Below are 17,637 nucleotides of genomic sequence, written 5' to 3' on the forward strand. Positions count from 1 at the left end.
TATGGGTAAAGTGAAAGAGAAACTGAAGGTGTTGGTGGTGGATGACGAGCCAAGTATACTGCTGCCGCTGGAGTTCCTGATGCGGAAAAACGGCTATCAGGTGTTTATTGCGCGCAACGGCACAGAGGCCATCGAGAGCGTGAACAAAGAACTGCCGCAGGTGGTGGTGCTCGACATTATGATGCCCGACGTGGATGGCTACGAAGTATGCCGCCACATCCGCCAGAAAGAAGAAATGAAAGGAGCCAAGGTTATTTTTCTGAGTGCCAAAACGAAGGAGGCTGACGTGAAGAAAGGCTATGCCGTGGGAGCGGACCTGTACATCCCCAAGCCTTTCTCGACCCGTTTCCTGATGGAGAAAATCAAAGAAATGACTGTGAGTTGAACGTATAAAACAGCAACACTATGGAGACTTCAACCCGAACGCCCAAAACATACGCGCAGGCCTACGCCCAAAGTATAGCAGAGCCGGAAACTTTCTGGGGAGAGCAGGCCGCGCAGCTGGATTGGTACGAGAAACCGGAGCAAATCCTGAGCACCGACGAGAACGGTTTTTACCGCTGGTTTAAGGGCGGCAAGCTAAACACGGCTTACCTGGCCCTGGACTACCACGTAGACAATGGCCGCGCAGACCAGAATGCACTGATCTACGATTCTCCGGTTACCAATACCATCAGGAAGTACACGTACCGGGAGCTGCGCGATTTTGTGGCCCGCTTTGCCGGTGCGCTGCAAAACCTGGGCGTGGGCAAGGGGGATACCGTTGTTATTTACATGCCCGTTATTCCGGAGGCGATGGTGGCGATGCTGGCCTGTGCCCGCCTGGGCGCAATACACTCGGTGGTGTTCGGAGGCTTTGCCCCGCATGAGCTGCGCGTACGCATTGATGACGCCAAGCCCAAAGTAGTGATCTCCGCCTCCTGCGGCATCGAATTTGCCAATATAATCCCGTACAAGCCCCTGCTCGATAAGGCGCTCGATACCAGCATCCACAAGCCAGCCCATACCATTATCTTTCAGCGGCCGCAGGTACAGGCAGAGATGCAGCCGGGCCGCGACCTGGATTACATGGAAGTACTGGAGCAGGCCGAGCCTGCCGACTGTGTGCCGGTTGATGCCACCGACCCGCTGTACATCCTTTATACTTCGGGCACCACCGGCAAGCCCAAAGGCATTGTGCGTGACAACGGCGGCCATGCCGTGGCGCTTAAGTATAGCATGAAAGCCGTGTATGATGTAGACCCGGGTGATGTATTCTGGGCTGCCTCAGATGTGGGCTGGGCCGTAGGGCACTCTTACCTGGTCTATGGTCCGCTGATCCACGGCTGCACCACGATACTTTTTGAGGGCAAGCCAGTGCGCACGCCCGATGCCGGCACGTTCTGGCGCGTGATTCAGGAGCACGGGGTAAAGGTGTTGTTCACGGCCCCGACCGCTTTCCGCGCCATCAAAAAGGAAGACCCGGACGGGCTGTTTAAGAAGAAGTCCGACACGCCATCGCTCAGGTACCTGTTCCTGGCCGGAGAGCGCTGCGATGTGGCCACTTACCATTGGGCAAAAGATATGCTGCAAGTGCCGGTGATCGACCACTGGTGGCAAACTGAATCTGGCTGGCCGATGGTGGCCAACATGATGGGCATTGAAGATTTGCCTGCCAAGCCCGGCTCTGCCGGTAACCCGGTTTGTGGCTATGAGGTGCAGATTCTGAACGAAGAAGGCAAGCAGCTCATCCCAAACCAGGAAGGCATTGTGGCCGTGAAACTACCGCTGCCGCCGGGCTGCCTGCCCACGCTCTGGCAGGACGATGAACGTTTCCGTAAATCATACCTGGAGCAGTTCCCGGGCTATTACATGACCGGTGATGGTGGCTATATTGATGAAGAGGGTTACGTGTACATCATGGGCCGCATTGATGATGTGATTAACGTATCCGGGCACCGCCTTTCTACCGGCGAGATGGAGGAGATGGTAGCCGCGCACCCGGCAGTGGCCGAATGTGCCGTGGTAGGGATAGCCGATGACCTGCGCGGGCAACGACCTATCGGACTGGTGGTGCTGAAAGATGGGCAGACGATAGGGGAGCAGCAACTGGAGAAAGAATTGGTAAGTATGATCCGGGAGCAGATTGGTGCGGTGGCTTATTTCAAAAATGTGCTGCTCGTAAACCGACTGCCTAAAACCCGGTCCGGCAAAATACTCCGCCGCATTCTGCGCCACATCGCCGACGGTACCCCTTACGCCGTACCCTCCACCATAGACGACCCGGCTATCCTGACCGAGATTCGCGATCACCTGAAGAAACGACGCATCGGGAATGCCTTTCTAAATCTTAAGACAAACGCAAACCAAGAACTAAACCTTGCCATGACGAACTATCAAGTTAAAACTTTTGAGGAGTACCAGGAAGCCTACAAACGCAGCACCGAAGATCCGGAAGGCTTCTGGTCTGATATAGCAGAAACCTTTACCTGGCGCAAAAAGTGGGATAAAGTGCTTGACTGGAATTTTGAGGAGCCAAGTATAAAGTGGTTTCAGGGCGGTAAAATGAACATCACCGAAAACTGCCTGGACCGCCACCTGAAAACCCGTGGCAACAAGCTGGCCCTGATCTGGGAGCCCAACGACCCGAAAGAGCGCTTTGTGCGCTATACGTACCGCGAATTGCACGAGAAAGTATGCCAGTTTGCCAACGTGCTTAAAAAGAACGGCGCCAAGAAAGGCGACCGCATCTGTATTTACATGCCGATGATCCCGGAACTGGCGATGGCGGTGCTGGCCTGTGCCCGTATCGGTGCCATCCATTCGGTTGTGTTTGCCGGTTTCTCTGCCGTAGCCATGGCCGACAGAATCAATGATGCCCAGTGTAGTATGGTGCTCACGTCTGACGGACTGAACCGCGGAGCCAAGCAGATTCCGGTGAAGCGCGTGGTAGATGAGGCACTGGAGCAGTGCGAGTCGGTGAAACGTGTGATTGTGTTTGAGCGTTTGGGTTGGGCCGTTAATATGCTGGAAGGCCGTGATGTGTGGTTCCACGATGAGGTGCAGGGTGTGAGCAAAGATTGCCCTGCCGAGGAAATGGATGCCGAAGACATGCTCTTTATACTGTATACCTCTGGCTCAACGGGCAAACCCAAAGGCGTGGTGCATACGTGCGGCGGCTACATGGTGTATGCGCAGTACAGTTTCAGCAATGTGTTCCAGTACCAGGAAAGCGACATCTACTGGTGTACGGCTGATATCGGCTGGATCACCGGCCATACGTACCTGGTATACGGCCCGCTGCTGGCTGGTGCCACCACCCTGATGTTTGAAGGCGTGCCTACCTACCCGGACAACGGCCGTTTCTGGCAAGTATGCGACAAGTTTGGCGTAACAATATTCTATACCGCTCCAACTGCTATCCGTGCTCTGATGGGAGGTGATATCGACGACGTGCTCTCGTACAGTCTGGACTCGCTGCGGGTGCTGGGTTCGGTGGGAGAACCTATAAACGAGGAGGCTTGGCACTGGTACCATACCCACGTCGGCAAGGAGGATTGCCCGGTAGTGGATACCTGGTGGCAAACTGAAACTGGCGGCATCATGATCTCTACCCTGGCTGACGTAACCCCGATGAAACCAAGCCACGCAGGGCTGCCGCTGCCGGGCATACAGCCAATACTCGTGGATGGCGAGGGCAAAGAAATAACCGAAAACGGGCAGGAAGGCTACCTGTGTATGAAATTTCCGTGGCCGGGCATCATCCGCACCACCTACGGCGACCACGAGCGCGCCCGCCTCAGCTACTTCTCTACCTACAAAGGTTTATACTTTACCGGCGATGGTGCCAAACGCGACGAGAACGGACTGTACCGTATCATCGGCCGGGTGGATGATGTGATCAACGTATCGGGTCACCGTTTCGGAACCGCCGAGATCGAGGAAGCTATTAACCACAACGAGCACGTGATTGAGTCGGCTGTGGTGGGTTACCCGCACGATGTGAAAGGGCAGGGCATCTACGCCTTCGTGATTCTGAAAGACAAGCCGGAGCGGGAAGAGTGGCTACGTGCCGAGATCATCGAGACGGTGGTAGAGAAGATCGGTAAAATCGCCAAGCCTGATAAAATCCAGATCGTAAGCGGTCTGCCGAAAACAAGGTCAGGCAAGATCATGCGCCGCATCCTGCGCAAAGTAGCCGAAGGTGACACCTCTAATTTAGGCGATACCTCAACCCTCCTTGATCCGGATGTAGTGGAAGAGATCAAGAACAACGCGCTGTAAGCGTAAAGTAAGTTTAGTTGTTTAAAGCCCTGTAGCTCTTGCTGCAGGGCTTTTTAGGTGTTTAGCAAGTTTTCTTTAGCGCTAGGGTTGTGTAGCGTAAAGCCGATGCATGATGTATATAACCACCCCTAGTCCCTCCTTTTTCTAAGGCGGGGAGTTTTATCCTCAGAAGTGTTAACATCCCCCTACCCCCTTCAAAGGGGGATTTAGCCTTTGTTGCATAGCATGAGCCATCGCCATCTGAACCGAATCCAGTCCTTGGGTTGAGCGCCTCTGGAGTTTTTCGGTCCCGCTGGAGGCGGGATTGCAAAGCGAAGCGAGCAAAGAAAAGGTCCCAGCGCGATGCCCTTATCGAGGGCCCCTCCCCCCAGGACGGGGCCCCGCGGCCGTGAGCGCTCCAAAGCCAGAAGTGGAACTGTTGGTATTCGGGAACTGGAGGATGAACAGTAGCTAGTAAGGATAGCTTGGTTCAAGTTACGGCAAGCAGCGGCTATAGAATTATAAATTGTGGAATGTAGAAGCTGTTGAAGGCACAAGCGGACGCTTGCGCCAGGGAATGTAACAAGTATAGCCACGGCGCAAGTATGGCCGCCGCTATACAAGTATGGGTTAAAGCCCTTCGAGTTATGAACTCAACACCATGGCAGGACACGAACTGCAAGCTCGCGCCAGCGGGCGAAATTCTTAACTCCAATCTCCTTGCACCTCATCCCCAAATCCCTTACCTTAAACAAACAAACCCCCACCTTATGAAACCCGCCAACGCCATACAGGAGCGCGTACTGGAGTTCCTGCAACAGTACCCGCCCTTTAACCTGATTAGCCAGGAGCAACTGCAGCAGTTGGCGGGGCAGGTGCGGGTGCAGTACCTGGAGCCGGAGCAGACGCTATTCAACCAGGGAGACACACCGCATGAAGTCTTTTACGTGGTGCGGCAAGGGTCGGTGCGGCTGGAGCAGGGCATGGGCGAGGCAAAGCGTCTGGTGGATGTGTGCGACGAAGGTGATGTGTTCGGGGCGCGGGCGCTTATCGCCAAAAAGAACTATTCCTCTACCGCCACGGCCACCGAGGAAACGCTCGTGTACGGCGTGTCCATTGCACTGTTTGATCCGATCCTGCACCACAACCCGGAGGTGGCTTTATACTTTGCCGCAGGCTTCGCGGCTGGCGGACCGGTGCAACAGGGCAACATGCAGGAAACAAACGAGGCCCGCCGCAGCCTTCACAGAACCACCACGCAGCAACTGCACCTCGAAGACGTGCTTACCCTGAGTACGGGCCACAATAAAGTTACCTGTACCGCCCAAACGTCCATTCGACTGGCTGCCCAGATCATGAGCGACAAGGACTCCAGTTTTATACTTGTAGTGGATGAGGAGGAGCATCCCATTGGCATTCTGACCGACACGGACCTGCGCAAGCGCGTGGTTGCGGGGCATGTTGGAATTGACGACATGGTGGAGGCGGTGATGTCGGAGCCGGAGGTAACCATTGCTCCCAACCCGCACATGGCCGAAGCCCTGCTGCTGCTGATGCGGCACCGGGTAAAGCACCTCTGCGTAACGCGTGACGGCACTGTAAATTCGCCGGTGGAGGGCGTGCTGACAGAGCATCATTTGTTGCTGGCCCAGGGAAATAACCCTGTCGTGCTGGTGCAGGAGATCCGGCAGACGTCAAGTATAGCGCACCTGCCTGCTATCCGGAATCGGGCTGAGGAACTGCTGCAGAAATACCTGGAGCAGGACGTGAACATCGCCTTTGTCGCCAACATCATGACAGAGATTAACGATGCGCTGGTGGTGCGGGCACTGCAGCATGCCGAAGGTATACTTGGTGAGCCGCCGCTGCGCTATTGCTGGCTCTCTATCGGGAGTGAGGGCCGTGAAGAGCAGCTATTGCGCACCGATCAGGACAATGCGCTGGTGTTTGAAGATGCCCATGTGGGGCTGGAGCAGGAGGCGCAGGCCTACTTCGTGCAGTTGGCGGTGCTGGTAAACGAGGTGCTGGAGCAGTGCGGCTTCGAGAAATGCCCGGCCAACATGATGGCCGGTAACCCGAAGTGGTGCCAGCCGCTGCACGCCTGGAAGCAGTACTTCCACAACTGGATACACGAGCCAACCGAGGAGGCGCTGCTGAACGCCAGCATCTTTTTCGATTACCGGCCTTTGCACGGCAACCTGGTGCTGGCCAAAGAACTGACCAGCTACATATACGAGCACATACAGCAGGAGCGAATTTTTCTGCCCTACCTGGCAAAGCACGCTCTGCAGAGCCCGCCGCCGCTTAGCTTTTTCCGCAATTTTATGGTGGAGCGCGGCGGCGACCACAAGGACCAGTTCGACATAAAGCTGCGGGCCATGACGCCACTAGTGGATGCTGCCCGCGTGCTGACGCTGTACAACCGCGTGGCCGGGGAAAATAATACCTTCAAGCGCTTTGCCAGGCTGGCGGAACTGGAACCGCAGAACGCCACTCTCTACCGCGAGGCCGCCATGGCCTACGAGATTATGATGCGGCACCGCGCCTTGAGTGGCTTGCGCAACAATGATACAGGGCGGTACATCAACCCGGCCCAGTTGAATAAGCTGGAGCGGCAGACACTGCGAAACACTTTTAAAATCATCAGCGATGTGCAGGAGCTGCTGCAGGTGCGGTTCCAGCTAAACTACCTCAACGCATGAGGCGCTGGTGGAAAGAACTTCTTCGTGGCAAGCCACAGGCGGCTCCCGGCGATCCGGACTTCTGGCAGGCGTACATCAGAGCCGTCAACAGCCAGTTCTCCGCCGCAAATCCCTTAGCCACTGCCGAGTTTGTTGTGTTCGACACAGAAACAACGGGGCTGGACCCCAAACAGGACAAAGCGCTGTCGATCGGGGCCGTAAAAGTGCTTGCAGGGCAGGTGCTGGTGCAGGAGAGCTTTGAATGCGTGGTGCGGCAACAGATTGCGCATGGCAATAAAAGTGCGGAAGTGCACGGGTTGCTGCGCCAGGAAGTGGAGCAGGGAGTGTCCGAACCGGAGGCCCTGAGGCAGCTTCTGGACTTCGCTGGTGGAGCCGTGCTGGTAGGCCACCACGTGGCGTTCGACATGGAAGTGGTGAACGGCATGATCAAGGGCAGCGGCATCAGTGGCAAGCTGCACAACAAAACCCTGGATACCGCCCAGCTTGCCAAACGCCTGGAGCGCCGCCACCATTCCCCCGACAGCTTCAGCCGCTCCGACTATACCCTGGATAGCCTTATTCACAAGTATAACCTGTCGAATGAATCGCGCCACACCGCCGCAGGAGATGCCTTTATCACCGCCATACTGCTGCTGAAACTGCTGGCACAGGCAAAGAAGCGGGGAATAAATATGGTGGGGGAGTTGGTGAGGTAACTATTAATTTTTTAAGCCTGGTTCGATGCAGGAGGTATTTAATTTAAGATAGCTTATTCATATATTTAGCGACTCTTATTAAATAAAAGCATCTATGAGACAAACATCCTTCAAACAGTACTTCATTGCATTGCTGGCATTGTTGGTACTAACATCTTGTGAAAAAGACGACATTTCTGTGGCACCTGTAGTTGATCAAGGAGGCTATGGGAACCTGTCTTATTTTGCGAAAGCCTCGGGGGCTGGTGTTAAACGAATGGGCGCCAAAGCTGATAACACAATGAGTTCCGCTGCTGTTGAATGGACTTCCGCATCTATCTATGTCGAAAAAATAGCCTTTGTTGGGAAAAGTGAAAGCCTGCTGGATACTACCATTCTTGTAGGAAAGAACATCAATATATTCAATGCTGATGCTTTGGCGGGAATAATCCAGTTACCCACAGGTTCTTATAAAGATGTGAAGGTTAAACTGTTTGCACGTAAATCAGAAAAGTCTGAAATGGCTTTTAGCCTCAAAGGGGCATTTGTAAATGCTAAAGGAGGAATAGATAGTGTAAGGGTAGGAAGCTCTTTCCCCTTCGAGGCGAATCTTGAGGTTACGGATATAGAAATCAATCCTTCAGATAAGTACAACGTGACTTTTACCTTCAATCTAGACAAAGTGCTAACGGGAATCTCGACAGAGTTACTACAGACCGCGAGAAGCTATGCCACAACAAACAATAAACGATTGTATGTGATCTGGAAGGGCGGATCTGATGAGGAACCATTCTACGACCAAGTTATTGAGAACTGGCAAACTGTTGCCAGTGTTGTCGTTACCAAAGAATAACCTGCCTGCATTTAATCAGAGGTTGGCGCATGCGTGTCCCTTGTGCATTTATGATATTGTGCATTTCCCTGCTTTGTCTCTACGATTTTGTTTTTTGCTCCAATAACAACTACAACTGGTTATACCAGGCGTTAGTCGGATGCTGATTTAGAAATATGGAAAGGGTAACTTCATCAGGGAGAGGTATGTCTGGAGGCGTTCCTTAGAACCGGGAGCAGAATGGTAGCTTCCTGGAATTTTCAAGAAGTAGAAGTAGGTCCGGATATGACTCCTTTACAATCGGGAAAAACAGAACCGGGACAAATTATTTACTGTACCCTGTTTCAGCCGCCTCTCTCCCAAAATCCCTTACCCATACTTCCGCAACCTGCAAACCCCTATCTTTGCCCCGCAACAACCTACAGCTATGATCGACGAAACACATAACCCCTGGACAACACTTTCCAGCAAACACATCTACCAGAACCCATGGATCAGAGTGCGCGAAGACCAGGTGCTAAACCCCAGCGGGGGCGAAGGCATCTACGGCGTGGTGAGCATGAAGAACAAAGCCATCGGCATCATTCCCATCGACGACGAGGGCAACACTTACCTGGTGGGTCAGTACCGCTACCCGCTGGATGAGTACAGTTGGGAAATTCCGATGGGCGGAGGTCTGGTAGAGAACGACATCCTGGAGTCGGCGAAGCGCGAGCTGAAGGAGGAAACCGGATTTACGGCTGCCCAATGGACTAATATCTGCCGCCTGCACACCTCAAACTCCGTTACCGATGAGGAGGGCTTTGTTTTTCTGGCACAGGAACTAAAGGCCGGGGAAACGGCTTTTGAAGAGACAGAGGAGCTGCATATCAAAAAGGTGCCTTTCAAGGAAGCCCTGCGCATGGCCATGAACAACGAGATCACCGATGCCATCAGCGTGGCAGGTATTCTGAAGGCGGCTTTTATCCTGCAGGAGCAGGGAAAACTGTAGCACCGGTTTATACTTGGCGGCGACCCTTCGCGTTTATACTTGCGGTAGGCCAGCACGGCGCCCGCGAGAATTGTACAGTGGTGGATTATTATTACATTTGGGCGTATGAAAGCTGTTAAATACCTATCTCACAGAATCTACACTACCTGGTGCGTTACCTGCTTTGTGCTGCCCTTTGTGGTAACGTATCCGCTGCAGGCGGTGCTGATGCGCAGGAAGAAGTGGTACAGCCAGTTACACAACATCAACCGGCTTTGGTCTTCGTCGGCCCTGCGCCTGTTCCTGACGCCCCTGGCAGTGGAGTGGCGCATGAAACTGGACCGGAAACAGCGTTACATCTTCACCCCAAACCACAGTTCTTACCTGGATATTCCGGTGGTGCTGCATGCCATCCCCGGATTTATTAACTTTGTGGGCAAAGCCGATTTGTGCAAGGTGCCCTTGTGGGGCAAAGTATACGAAAAGCTTTATATCCCGGTGGACCGCAAGAGCCCCATCAGCAGCGCCAAAAGCTACCTGAAGTCGCTTAAATCGCTGGAGGAGGGCCGCAGCCTGGTCATTTTCCCGGAGGGCACCATTCCCAAATCAGCCGGGGAACACATGCTGGCTTTCAAGGACGGTCCGTTTAAGCTGGCCATTGAGAAGCAGCTGCCGGTGGTGCCCATCACGATGCCATACAACCAACGCTTTCTGCCCGACCTGGACGGCAAACTGAAGGTGCGCTGGCATCCGCTGAAGATCATCATACACGAGCCCATCGAAACGAAGGGGCTCACGCTGGCCGACCTGCCGCAGCTGAAAGAGCAGGTGTTCCAGATTATTCAATCAGAATTAAATAAACATACCAAAGTACATGTCAACAGATATTCAGACTATCCGCAAAATAGCGCACTTAGCAAGGCTTGAGTTTAACGAGGAGAAAGAGCAGGAGATGCTGCAGGACCTGAACAAGATCCTGAACTGGGTGGACCAGCTGCGCGAGCTGGATACCGAGCACATCGAGCCGCTCATCCACATGTCGGAGGAGGTGAACGTGCTGCGCGAGGACGAGGTGCGCAATACCATTACCCATGAGGAGGCCCTGCTGAACGCCCCTAAAAAAGACTCCGATTATTTCCGCGTGCCGAAAGTAATGGAGTAATCTGCCGGCATAAGTATAAAGACAATCCGTGCCCGTTGTGCTTCTAAACTTACTGGTTTTAGCTTGGCGGCAGGCTGTGAAATCAGAATGTCTTGTGTCTTTTGTCGTGATACTTGTGTCCCTTATATATGAATAAAATAAAGTTTTGGGAAAGATGGGATACGCACACCAGGTATCCCTATCTTTTTTTGCTCCTGCTCGCGGCGCTGGCGCTGCTGCTGGGGGTGTATCATTTTTTTACCGGCGAAAACACGGTTTTTGCCTGGGACAAGCTACCTGACCTGCAGGTGGTGCCGCTGCCCGTGCACGAGGTAACGCGCCTGCTGGAGCCCTTCACCCTTTCCGCCGACGGGTACCTGATACTGGAGCAGTACGATGTGGCCCTGCCCGGCACCAGCATCCCGGCCGCCGCGGTGCTGCTGGGTATGGTGGCCGTCTGCGTTGCGTTTTACGCGGCCGCCATCAGCACCATGAAGCGCCTGGCATACTTTGGTGGCGTGCTGCTGCTGATGCTGTTCCTGGCCACCTTCAATTTCGATTTGCTGGATATTTTTGGCAGCGCCACCCAAACCATGCTGCTGCTAAGTATAGCGCTGCTGGCTATGGGCAGCTATGCCTTCCACGCCTTCCTGCCCGAAACCAACTTCTCGCTTCGCGTGCTGGCCATGCTGGGCGTGGTAACCCTGCTGGGGCTTCTGATCTACAGCGAAGCCGATTTCTCGGCTGAACTGGTGACGCTGCACCTGGTGAACTACAACTCCATCGGGTTGCTCGCGGCGGCGGTGCTTTTTATACTTTGGGTGGCCTACGAAAACGTGAACGCGCTGCTCTGGATCAACACACAGGCCAGCACACCTGAGCGGCGTTTCAGCATGTGGCAGTTCCTGCTCATCAGTGTTTTATACTTGCTGAGCCTGCTGCTGATGTACCTGCGCTACATCGGCTACATCCGCACCGAGATCATTTACATCAACAGCTACCTCATCCTGCTGCTTTCCACGGTGGCGGGATTCTGGGGCATGCGGCAGCGCGAGAAAGTATACAGCGGCATGTTTTCCTTTCGTCCGACGGGAGCCGTTTTGTACCTGGTGTTCGCCACCATAACGTTCCTGAGCATCGGCTACGCCTTCGCCACCGCCAACGACTCGCTCATCACCCTTTTCCGCGACATGGTGCTGTACTCGCACCTGGCTTTCGGCTTTGGCTTCCTGCTGTATGTGATGATCAACTTCGGGCGATTGCTGGAGCAGCGCCTGCCCGTGTACAAAGTGGTGTACGAGCCGCAGAAGTTCTCGCTTTTCTCGTTTTTCGTGATGAGCCTGGTGCTTTGCGTAATCCTGGTGATGCGCACGCAGTACCGTGTCTACTTCTACGCCCAGGCGGGTTATTACAGCTACATCGGCGATCTGTACCGCGCTTCTGACAATAATATTCTGGCCGTGCGCTTTTATGAGGAAAGCGATGTGTTTGACAACAGCAACGTGAAAGCCAACTATAGCCTGGCCGCACTGCACCGCCAGAACCAGCAGCGCAACGAGGAGATACTAAGGTTGCAGAAAGCCCTGGAAAAGCGCCCAAACCCGAAGCTCTACGTGCGCCTGGCCAACCTCTACGACGAGAAGCAGTACTTTTTTGAGCGGCTGTATGTGCTGCAGGAGGGCGTTGAGAAGTTTCCGGAGAGTGCGGAGATATACAACAACCTGGCCCTGCTTTACGCCCAGACCAGCGTGCAGGACAGCACCGAATACTACTTTAACCTGGCACAGGAGTATGCCTCCGATGAGGACGTGATTTACAGCAACCGCCTAGCCTACTACACCCGGCAGGCGATGCTGGAACCGGCGAAGACGGTGCTGGAGGAATCCAGGAAGGGCAAGTATAGAACGCTACGCAGCAACCAGTCGGCACTGCGCCAGCTCCTGGGCATGGAGCCGCAGAGCAAAGAGCCTTTTCGTCCCGACTCGCTGCAGGCGGTGGAGGATTTCACGCTGTTCTACAACCAGACCATCAGCCGCCTGGGCAGGGGGGACACCACCAGCCTGCAGGCCATCAACAGTTACCTGGCCTCTCCGGGCAACCAGATATTTTACGGCGACCTGCTGTTTCTGAAGGGCCTGGTGCACCACTATGACGGATTGCCGCAGGAGGGCCGCAACACCATGGAGAACCTGGCGCTGCAACTGGAGAATAAAAGCGGTTATTATTATAATGTGCTGGGGCAGTGGATGCTGGAGGAGAACAACTTCAGGGCTGCTGCCGCCTACTTTAAGCAGGCCAAAGACAGGGGCTATGCGCAGGCGTACCTCTCTGAGGGCTATGCCCTGGCCATGGCGTACCAACCCGAGGCGGCCGTGGCGGTGCTGGAAGAGGTGGCCTACACCGAAAACGAAGCGGCCATCACCTTGGCCCAGGACCTGGCGGCCCTGCTCCGCAAAACAGTGCCGGAAGTGCTGCAGGAGCCTTCAGACAAGGATAAACTGCAGTACCTGCTGGCGTACCTGCCCCACCTGGCTCCCCAACAGGTGGACTCGTTGGTGAATGCGGTGGAGGAAAAGGACCTGAAGCGCCGTGCCCTGGTGGCACGCGTAGACTACCTGCTGCAAAACCGAAAGCTGAAACCCGCCTACGATGCCATTACCGAGGCATCAACCCAGTTGCAGCCGGAAGGTGAGTTGCGCTCGCAGCTGAACCTGCAACAGCTACGCCTGTGGCTTTACACCGAGAAGTACGACGTGCTGCTGAACCGACTGGACAAGTTGTACCTGACGGACCGGGACAAACGCCATGCACTGTACTTTAAGGCGCGGATAGCCGAGGCACGTGGGCGCACCGAGGAAGCCGCCTCCCGTTACCAGCAGGCCCTGAGAATGCTAATTTATGATGAGGAAACCATACTGGCTGCCGCCAACTTCTACGACAAGTATAAACCCGAGGCGGAGACGGCCTACAGCATTCTGCTAAGCGGTATCACCTATAACCCCTATGCAGCCAAACTGCACCAGGCTTACGCGCTCGAGAGTCTGGACCAGGGGTTGTACTCCTATGCGGAGCAGGCTACAGAAAGGATTCAGGACTTGCTTCCTGCCACAGAATATAGTACATTTATAAAGAAGTTTGACCAGAAACGCCAGGAAATAGAGGCTCGCGCCGAAAACTGGCAGCTATGAAAAAAGGCCCTATGAGCACTATCATCGAAACCCACGATATCTCCAGAGTGTACCGCATGGGCGCAGAAACCATTAATGCCCTGCGCTCGGTAACCATCACCATCCAAAAAGGAGAGTATGTTGCCTTTATGGGGCCCTCCGGATCGGGAAAGTCCACGTTTATGAACATTATCGGCTGCCTGGATACACCAACGGCGGGAACCTATATCCTGAACGGGCAAGACGTAAGCAACATGACCGACAATGAACTGGCCGAGGTACGGAACAAAGAGATTGGGTTCGTGTTTCAGACTTTTAACCTGCTGCCGCGCCAAAGCTCGCTGGAGAACGTAGCCCTGCCCCTGATTTATGCCGGTTACAACAAAAGCCAGCGTGAGGAGAAGGCGCAAAAGGCACTCGAGAGCGTAGGCCTGGGATCGCGCGGAAAGCACAAACCAAATGAGCTGTCGGGTGGTCAGCGGCAGCGTGTGGCCATTGCGCGCGCGCTGATCAACAACCCTAGCATTATACTTGCCGACGAACCGACGGGTAACCTCGACACCAAAACATCTTACGAGATTATGGAGTTGTTTGAGAACCTGCACTCCAAGGGCCACACCATCATCATGGTAACGCACGAGGAGGACATCGCCAAATACGCGCACCGCATTGTGCGCCTCCGTGATGGTCTGGTGGAGTCCGATACCGTAAACCCGGACATCGCCACCGCATCAAGTTTGGAATCAGAGCATCAGCATTAATGAAGATATACACCAAGACCGGTGACAAAGGCACTACCTCCCTTATTGGCGGTACCCGCGTCGCCAAATCACACCTGCGCATCGAGGCCTACGGTACCGTAGATGAACTAAACTCCTACATTGGGCTGGTGCGCGACCAGGAAGTGAACCGCAACCGACTTGATGTACTGAAAGAGGTACAGGACAGGTTGTTCACCATCGGCTCCCTGCTGGCGACTGATCCCGGCAAGTCAAAAATGAAGACCCCGGACCTGCACGAAGAAGACATTGCGCTGCTGGAGCATGAAATCGACTCTATGTCGGAGGAGGTGCCGCCACTGCGTGCTTTTATACTTCCGGGAGGCCACCCGTCGGTTTCTTTCTGCCATGTGGCCCGATGCGTTTGCCGCCGTGCTGAGCGTTTGGCCATCAGCCTGCAGGAGATTTCGGAGGTGGAGGAGCTGGTGATAAAATATTTAAATAGACTTTCTGACTACTTGTTTGCCCTTTGCCGTAAAATGACGCAGGAGCTTGGCGCCGAAGAGGTAACCTGGAAACCAAGAATGTAGCATCCCATACCATACCACCATACAGGAATTAAAAACAACCCCTATTATGTCAATAGATATGCTAACGATACCAGCACAGTGCGTGACGCAATCGCGCATTGAGGAGCTGGATTACAACAACATTGAGTTCGGGAAGATCTTTTCTGACCACATGCTGGTGGCAGATTACAAAGACGGCGCCTGGCAAAACCCGCAGATATTGCCTTACGGCCCTATGGATTTAAGCCCGGCCACCTCGGCGCTGCATTACGGACAGGCTATTTTTGAGGGCATGAAGGCCTACCGCGATGCCAACGGCGATGTGCTTTTGTTCCGCCCGCTGGACAATTTCAACCGTTTGAACCTGTCTGCCGAGCGCATGTGCATGCCTGCGTTGCCGGAGGATATTTTTATGCAGGGGCTGGAGCAACTACTGAAATTGGATGCTGCCTGGGTGCCGCCAACCGCCGGCTGCGCCCTGTACCTGCGCCCGTTCATGTTCGCCACCGATAACTTTATCGGTGTGCGTCCTTCAGACACGTACCGCTTTATAATTTTCTCTTGCCCGGTGGGCGCCTATTACGGGCAGCCGCTGAAGGTGGCTATTGAGCCAAACTATGTGCGCTCTGCCGAGGGTGGCGCTGGCTTTGCCAAGGCTGCCGGTAACTACGGAGCGGCGCTTCTGCCAGCCCGAAAAATGCAGGAGAAAGGCTACCACCAGCTAATCTGGACGGATGCCAAGGAGCACAAGTATATTGAGGAGTCCGGTACTATGAACGTGATGTTCGTGATGGACGGCAAGCTCGTTACCCCGCCCGTGAGCACTACCATCCTTAAAGGCATTACCCGCAACAGCGTGCTGACGCTGGCCCGCGACTTCGGCTACACAGTGGAAGAGCGCAAAGTATCGGTGGATGAGATTGTGGCTGCACACAAAGCAGGTAAGCTGCAGGAGGCGTTCGGTACCGGCACCGCCGCCACCATCGCCCAGATCGCCACCATCCACTACAACGGGGAGGACATGGACTTGCCTGCCATCGAGGAGCGCGAAATCTCGAACCGGATATCCGCGGAGCTCGACAAGATTAAAACCGGGCAGTCGCCGGACCCGCACAACTGGGTGCAGCGCATTAGCCTGTAAGTATAAATAGTTTATACGAAGCAGGATGCACATCGCCTGCAGCCGACAAATCCGATTGCCGTATGCTGAAGTATAAAAGCAACAATTTATACTTCAGCATATTTTTATTTTAAAGTAAGTATAACCCAACCACGCGAATGACAACTGAGCAATTAAAAGAGTTGAAGGCCAGAGTAGAGGCCTTGGGGAGGTATCTTTGACTACGATACCAAGAAAGAGCAAATAGCCGAAACCGAAACCAAAACCACAGCCCCCGACTTCTGGGATGATCCGAAGGCCGCGGAGAAAGTGCTGAAGGAAATTAAGTCAATCAAAGTATGGACCGACCACTACGAGCAGGTGGAAAAGGCGGTATCTGACTTTGAGGTACTGTTCGACTTCTACAAAGAAGGCGATGTATCAGAGGAGGACATTGCAACCGAGTACAAGAAGGCCGAGCAGGCTGTGGAAGGGCTGGAATTCAAGCGCATGCTCAGCGAGGAGGAAGACCAGCTAAACGCCATCATTGAGATTAACCCGGGCGCAGGCGGCACCGAAAGCCAGGATTGGGCCGAAATGCTGATGCGCATGTACATCATGTGGGCCGAGTCGCACAACTTCAGTGTAAAGCAGATAAACTACCAGGCTGGCGACGGTGCCGGTATACGCTCCGCCACACTGGAGATTACGGGCGACTTTGCCTATGGATACCTGAAGTCAGAGATCGGCGTGCACCGCCTGGTGCGCATTTCCCCCTTCGACTCAGGTGGCCGCCGCCATACTTCGTTCGCGTCCATCTTTGCCTACCCGGTGGTGGATGACACGATTAACATCGAGGTAAACCCCAGCGACATTGACTGGGATACCTTCCGGTCGGGGGGCGCGGGTGGCCAGAACGTAAACAAGGTAGAGACGGCCGTTCGCCTGAAGCACAAGCCTTCGGGTATTGTGATTGAGTGCCAGATAGAGCGTTCGCAGCTCATGAACAAGGAGCACGCCCTGCGCATGCTGCGATCCAGGCTGTACCAGATAGAGTTAGACAAACGCCATGCTGAGCGCGACCGCATCGAGAGCACCAAAAAACGCATTGATTTTGGCTCGCAGATCCGGAACTACGTGCTGCATCCCTACAAACTCGTGAAAGATGTGCGCACCGGTGTAGAGCGTTCCGATGTGCAGAACGTGCTCGACGGCGACCTGGATGAATACATCAAGGCATTCCTGATGCAGGCATAACGTAGCAGACCTCAAAAGCAAGTATAAAAAAACAGAAGCGGCACCTCTAAGAGGTGCCGCTTCTGTTTTTTTATACTTGTGGAAGGTAAATTTTACAAAAAGCCCACCGCTGATAAAGAAGCATGCTTCTCCTGGAAAAATTCAATTGGTGTGAATATGCAAAATCGATAATATGTTGATTTAGAGATATGTTTACAAGCTGGGATAAAGCAAAGTATAGCTTTGCCATAACATGCTGCCAATGCGGCAGAGCTGGAAGCTACGT

Annotated in this window: 13 protein-coding genes and 1 pseudogene; all 14 read left to right on the forward strand. The window is 54.1% G+C overall.

Going from position 1 to position 17,637, the window contains the following annotated elements:
• The first annotated feature begins 1 nt into the window (after position 1).
• The 14 genes and pseudogenes from A0W33_RS12210 (at position 2) to prfB (ending at position 17,372) form a co-directional block, all read left to right on the forward strand.
• Entirely contained in the window at positions 2 to 385 is a 384-nt protein-coding gene (locus tag A0W33_RS12210) for a response regulator transcription factor (protein ID WP_068838397.1), read from the forward strand.
• Between the two features lie 20 nt (positions 386 to 405).
• Positions 406 to 2,289: pseudogene (locus A0W33_RS21155) on the forward strand (propionyl-CoA synthetase); the annotation flags it as partial.
• Between the two features lie 75 nt (positions 2,290 to 2,364).
• Positions 2,365 to 4,263 (forward strand): acetate--CoA ligase, encoded by a 1,899-nt coding sequence (acs, locus tag A0W33_RS21160; protein ID WP_068840097.1) that lies wholly within the window; start codon positions 2,365 to 2,367, stop codon positions 4,261 to 4,263.
• A 749-nt stretch (positions 4,264 to 5,012) separates the two neighbouring features.
• Positions 5,013 to 6,944, forward strand: a complete 1,932-nt coding sequence (locus tag A0W33_RS12225; protein ID WP_068838398.1) for a DUF294 nucleotidyltransferase-like domain-containing protein — start codon at positions 5,013 to 5,015, stop codon at positions 6,942 to 6,944.
• Positions 6,941 to 7,639 carry a 3'-5' exonuclease gene (locus tag A0W33_RS12230; RefSeq protein WP_068838399.1) on the forward strand — a complete coding sequence of 233 codons (699 nt, stop codon included), beginning with the start codon at positions 6,941 to 6,943 and terminating at the stop codon, positions 7,637 to 7,639. Before A0W33_RS12225 ends, A0W33_RS12230 begins: the two co-directional genes overlap by 4 nt.
• A 94-nt stretch (positions 7,640 to 7,733) precedes the next feature.
• Positions 7,734 to 8,471, forward strand: a complete 738-nt coding sequence (locus A0W33_RS12235) for a hypothetical protein (RefSeq protein ID WP_216637162.1) — start codon at positions 7,734 to 7,736, stop codon at positions 8,469 to 8,471.
• A 406-nt stretch (positions 8,472 to 8,877) separates the two neighbouring features.
• Complete coding sequence (locus A0W33_RS12240; protein WP_068838400.1) at positions 8,878 to 9,441, forward strand: NUDIX domain-containing protein; 564 nt, start codon at positions 8,878 to 8,880, stop codon at positions 9,439 to 9,441.
• 105 nt (positions 9,442 to 9,546) lie between these two features.
• Positions 9,547 to 10,347: a lysophospholipid acyltransferase family protein gene (locus A0W33_RS12245; RefSeq protein ID WP_229802171.1), complete on the forward strand. Its 801-nt coding sequence runs from the start codon at positions 9,547 to 9,549 to the stop codon at positions 10,345 to 10,347.
• Positions 10,295 to 10,582 (forward strand): Asp-tRNA(Asn)/Glu-tRNA(Gln) amidotransferase subunit GatC, encoded by a 288-nt coding sequence (gene gatC / locus A0W33_RS12250; RefSeq protein WP_068838401.1) that lies wholly within the window; start codon positions 10,295 to 10,297, stop codon positions 10,580 to 10,582. Before A0W33_RS12245 ends, gatC begins: the two co-directional genes overlap by 53 nt.
• A gap of 128 nt (positions 10,583 to 10,710) precedes the next feature.
• Complete coding sequence (locus tag A0W33_RS12255) at positions 10,711 to 13,749, forward strand: hypothetical protein (RefSeq protein ID WP_068838402.1); 3,039 nt, start codon at positions 10,711 to 10,713, stop codon at positions 13,747 to 13,749.
• 11 nt (positions 13,750 to 13,760) lie between these two features.
• Entirely contained in the window at positions 13,761 to 14,489 is a 729-nt protein-coding gene (locus A0W33_RS12260; protein ID WP_068840100.1) for an ABC transporter ATP-binding protein, read from the forward strand.
• The gene (locus tag A0W33_RS12265; RefSeq protein ID WP_068838403.1) at positions 14,489 to 15,037 is read left to right on the forward strand and encodes a cob(I)yrinic acid a,c-diamide adenosyltransferase; all 549 of its coding nucleotides are present in this window, start codon (positions 14,489 to 14,491) and stop codon (positions 15,035 to 15,037) included. Before A0W33_RS12260 ends, A0W33_RS12265 begins: the two co-directional genes overlap by 1 nt.
• A gap of 46 nt (positions 15,038 to 15,083) precedes the next feature.
• Complete coding sequence (locus tag A0W33_RS12270) at positions 15,084 to 16,157, forward strand: branched-chain amino acid aminotransferase (protein ID WP_068838404.1); 1,074 nt, start codon at positions 15,084 to 15,086, stop codon at positions 16,155 to 16,157.
• 137 nt (positions 16,158 to 16,294) lie between these two features.
• Positions 16,295 to 17,372 (forward strand): peptide chain release factor 2 gene (gene prfB / locus A0W33_RS12275; RefSeq protein WP_139237172.1). Its coding sequence is split into 2 segments (ribosomal slippage): positions 16,295 to 16,354 and positions 16,356 to 17,372, totalling 1,077 coding nucleotides; the frame shifts between segments, so codons are not numbered across the junction.
• Positions 17,373 to 17,637: the final 265 nt, after the last annotated feature.

The sequence above is a fragment of the Pontibacter akesuensis genome (genome assembly GCF_001611675.1).
Lineage (GTDB): Bacteria > Bacteroidota > Bacteroidia > Cytophagales > Hymenobacteraceae > Pontibacter > Pontibacter akesuensis.

What these genes read in the sequence shown, in the direction of transcription:
- A0W33_RS12210 (WP_068838397.1), top strand. Translation starts at nt 2, where the DNA reads ATGGGTAAAGTGAAAGAGAAACTGAAGGTGTTGGTGGTGGATGACGAG.
- acs (WP_068840097.1), top strand. Translation starts at nt 2,365, where the DNA reads ATGACGAACTATCAAGTTAAAACTTTTGAGGAGTACCAGGAAGCCTAC.
- A0W33_RS12225 (WP_068838398.1), top strand. Translation starts at nt 5,013, where the DNA reads ATGAAACCCGCCAACGCCATACAGGAGCGCGTACTGGAGTTCCTGCAA.
- A0W33_RS12230 (WP_068838399.1), top strand. Translation starts at nt 6,941, where the DNA reads ATGAGGCGCTGGTGGAAAGAACTTCTTCGTGGCAAGCCACAGGCGGCT.
- A0W33_RS12235 (WP_216637162.1), top strand. Translation starts at nt 7,734, where the DNA reads ATGAGACAAACATCCTTCAAACAGTACTTCATTGCATTGCTGGCATTG.
- A0W33_RS12240 (WP_068838400.1), top strand. Translation starts at nt 8,878, where the DNA reads ATGATCGACGAAACACATAACCCCTGGACAACACTTTCCAGCAAACAC.
- A0W33_RS12245 (WP_229802171.1), top strand. Translation starts at nt 9,547, where the DNA reads ATGAAAGCTGTTAAATACCTATCTCACAGAATCTACACTACCTGGTGC.
- gatC (WP_068838401.1), top strand. Translation starts at nt 10,295, where the DNA reads ATGTCAACAGATATTCAGACTATCCGCAAAATAGCGCACTTAGCAAGG.
- A0W33_RS12255 (WP_068838402.1), top strand. Translation starts at nt 10,711, where the DNA reads ATGAATAAAATAAAGTTTTGGGAAAGATGGGATACGCACACCAGGTAT.
- A0W33_RS12260 (WP_068840100.1), top strand. Translation starts at nt 13,761, where the DNA reads ATGAGCACTATCATCGAAACCCACGATATCTCCAGAGTGTACCGCATG.
- A0W33_RS12265 (WP_068838403.1), top strand. Translation starts at nt 14,489, where the DNA reads ATGAAGATATACACCAAGACCGGTGACAAAGGCACTACCTCCCTTATT.
- A0W33_RS12270 (WP_068838404.1), top strand. Translation starts at nt 15,084, where the DNA reads ATGTCAATAGATATGCTAACGATACCAGCACAGTGCGTGACGCAATCG.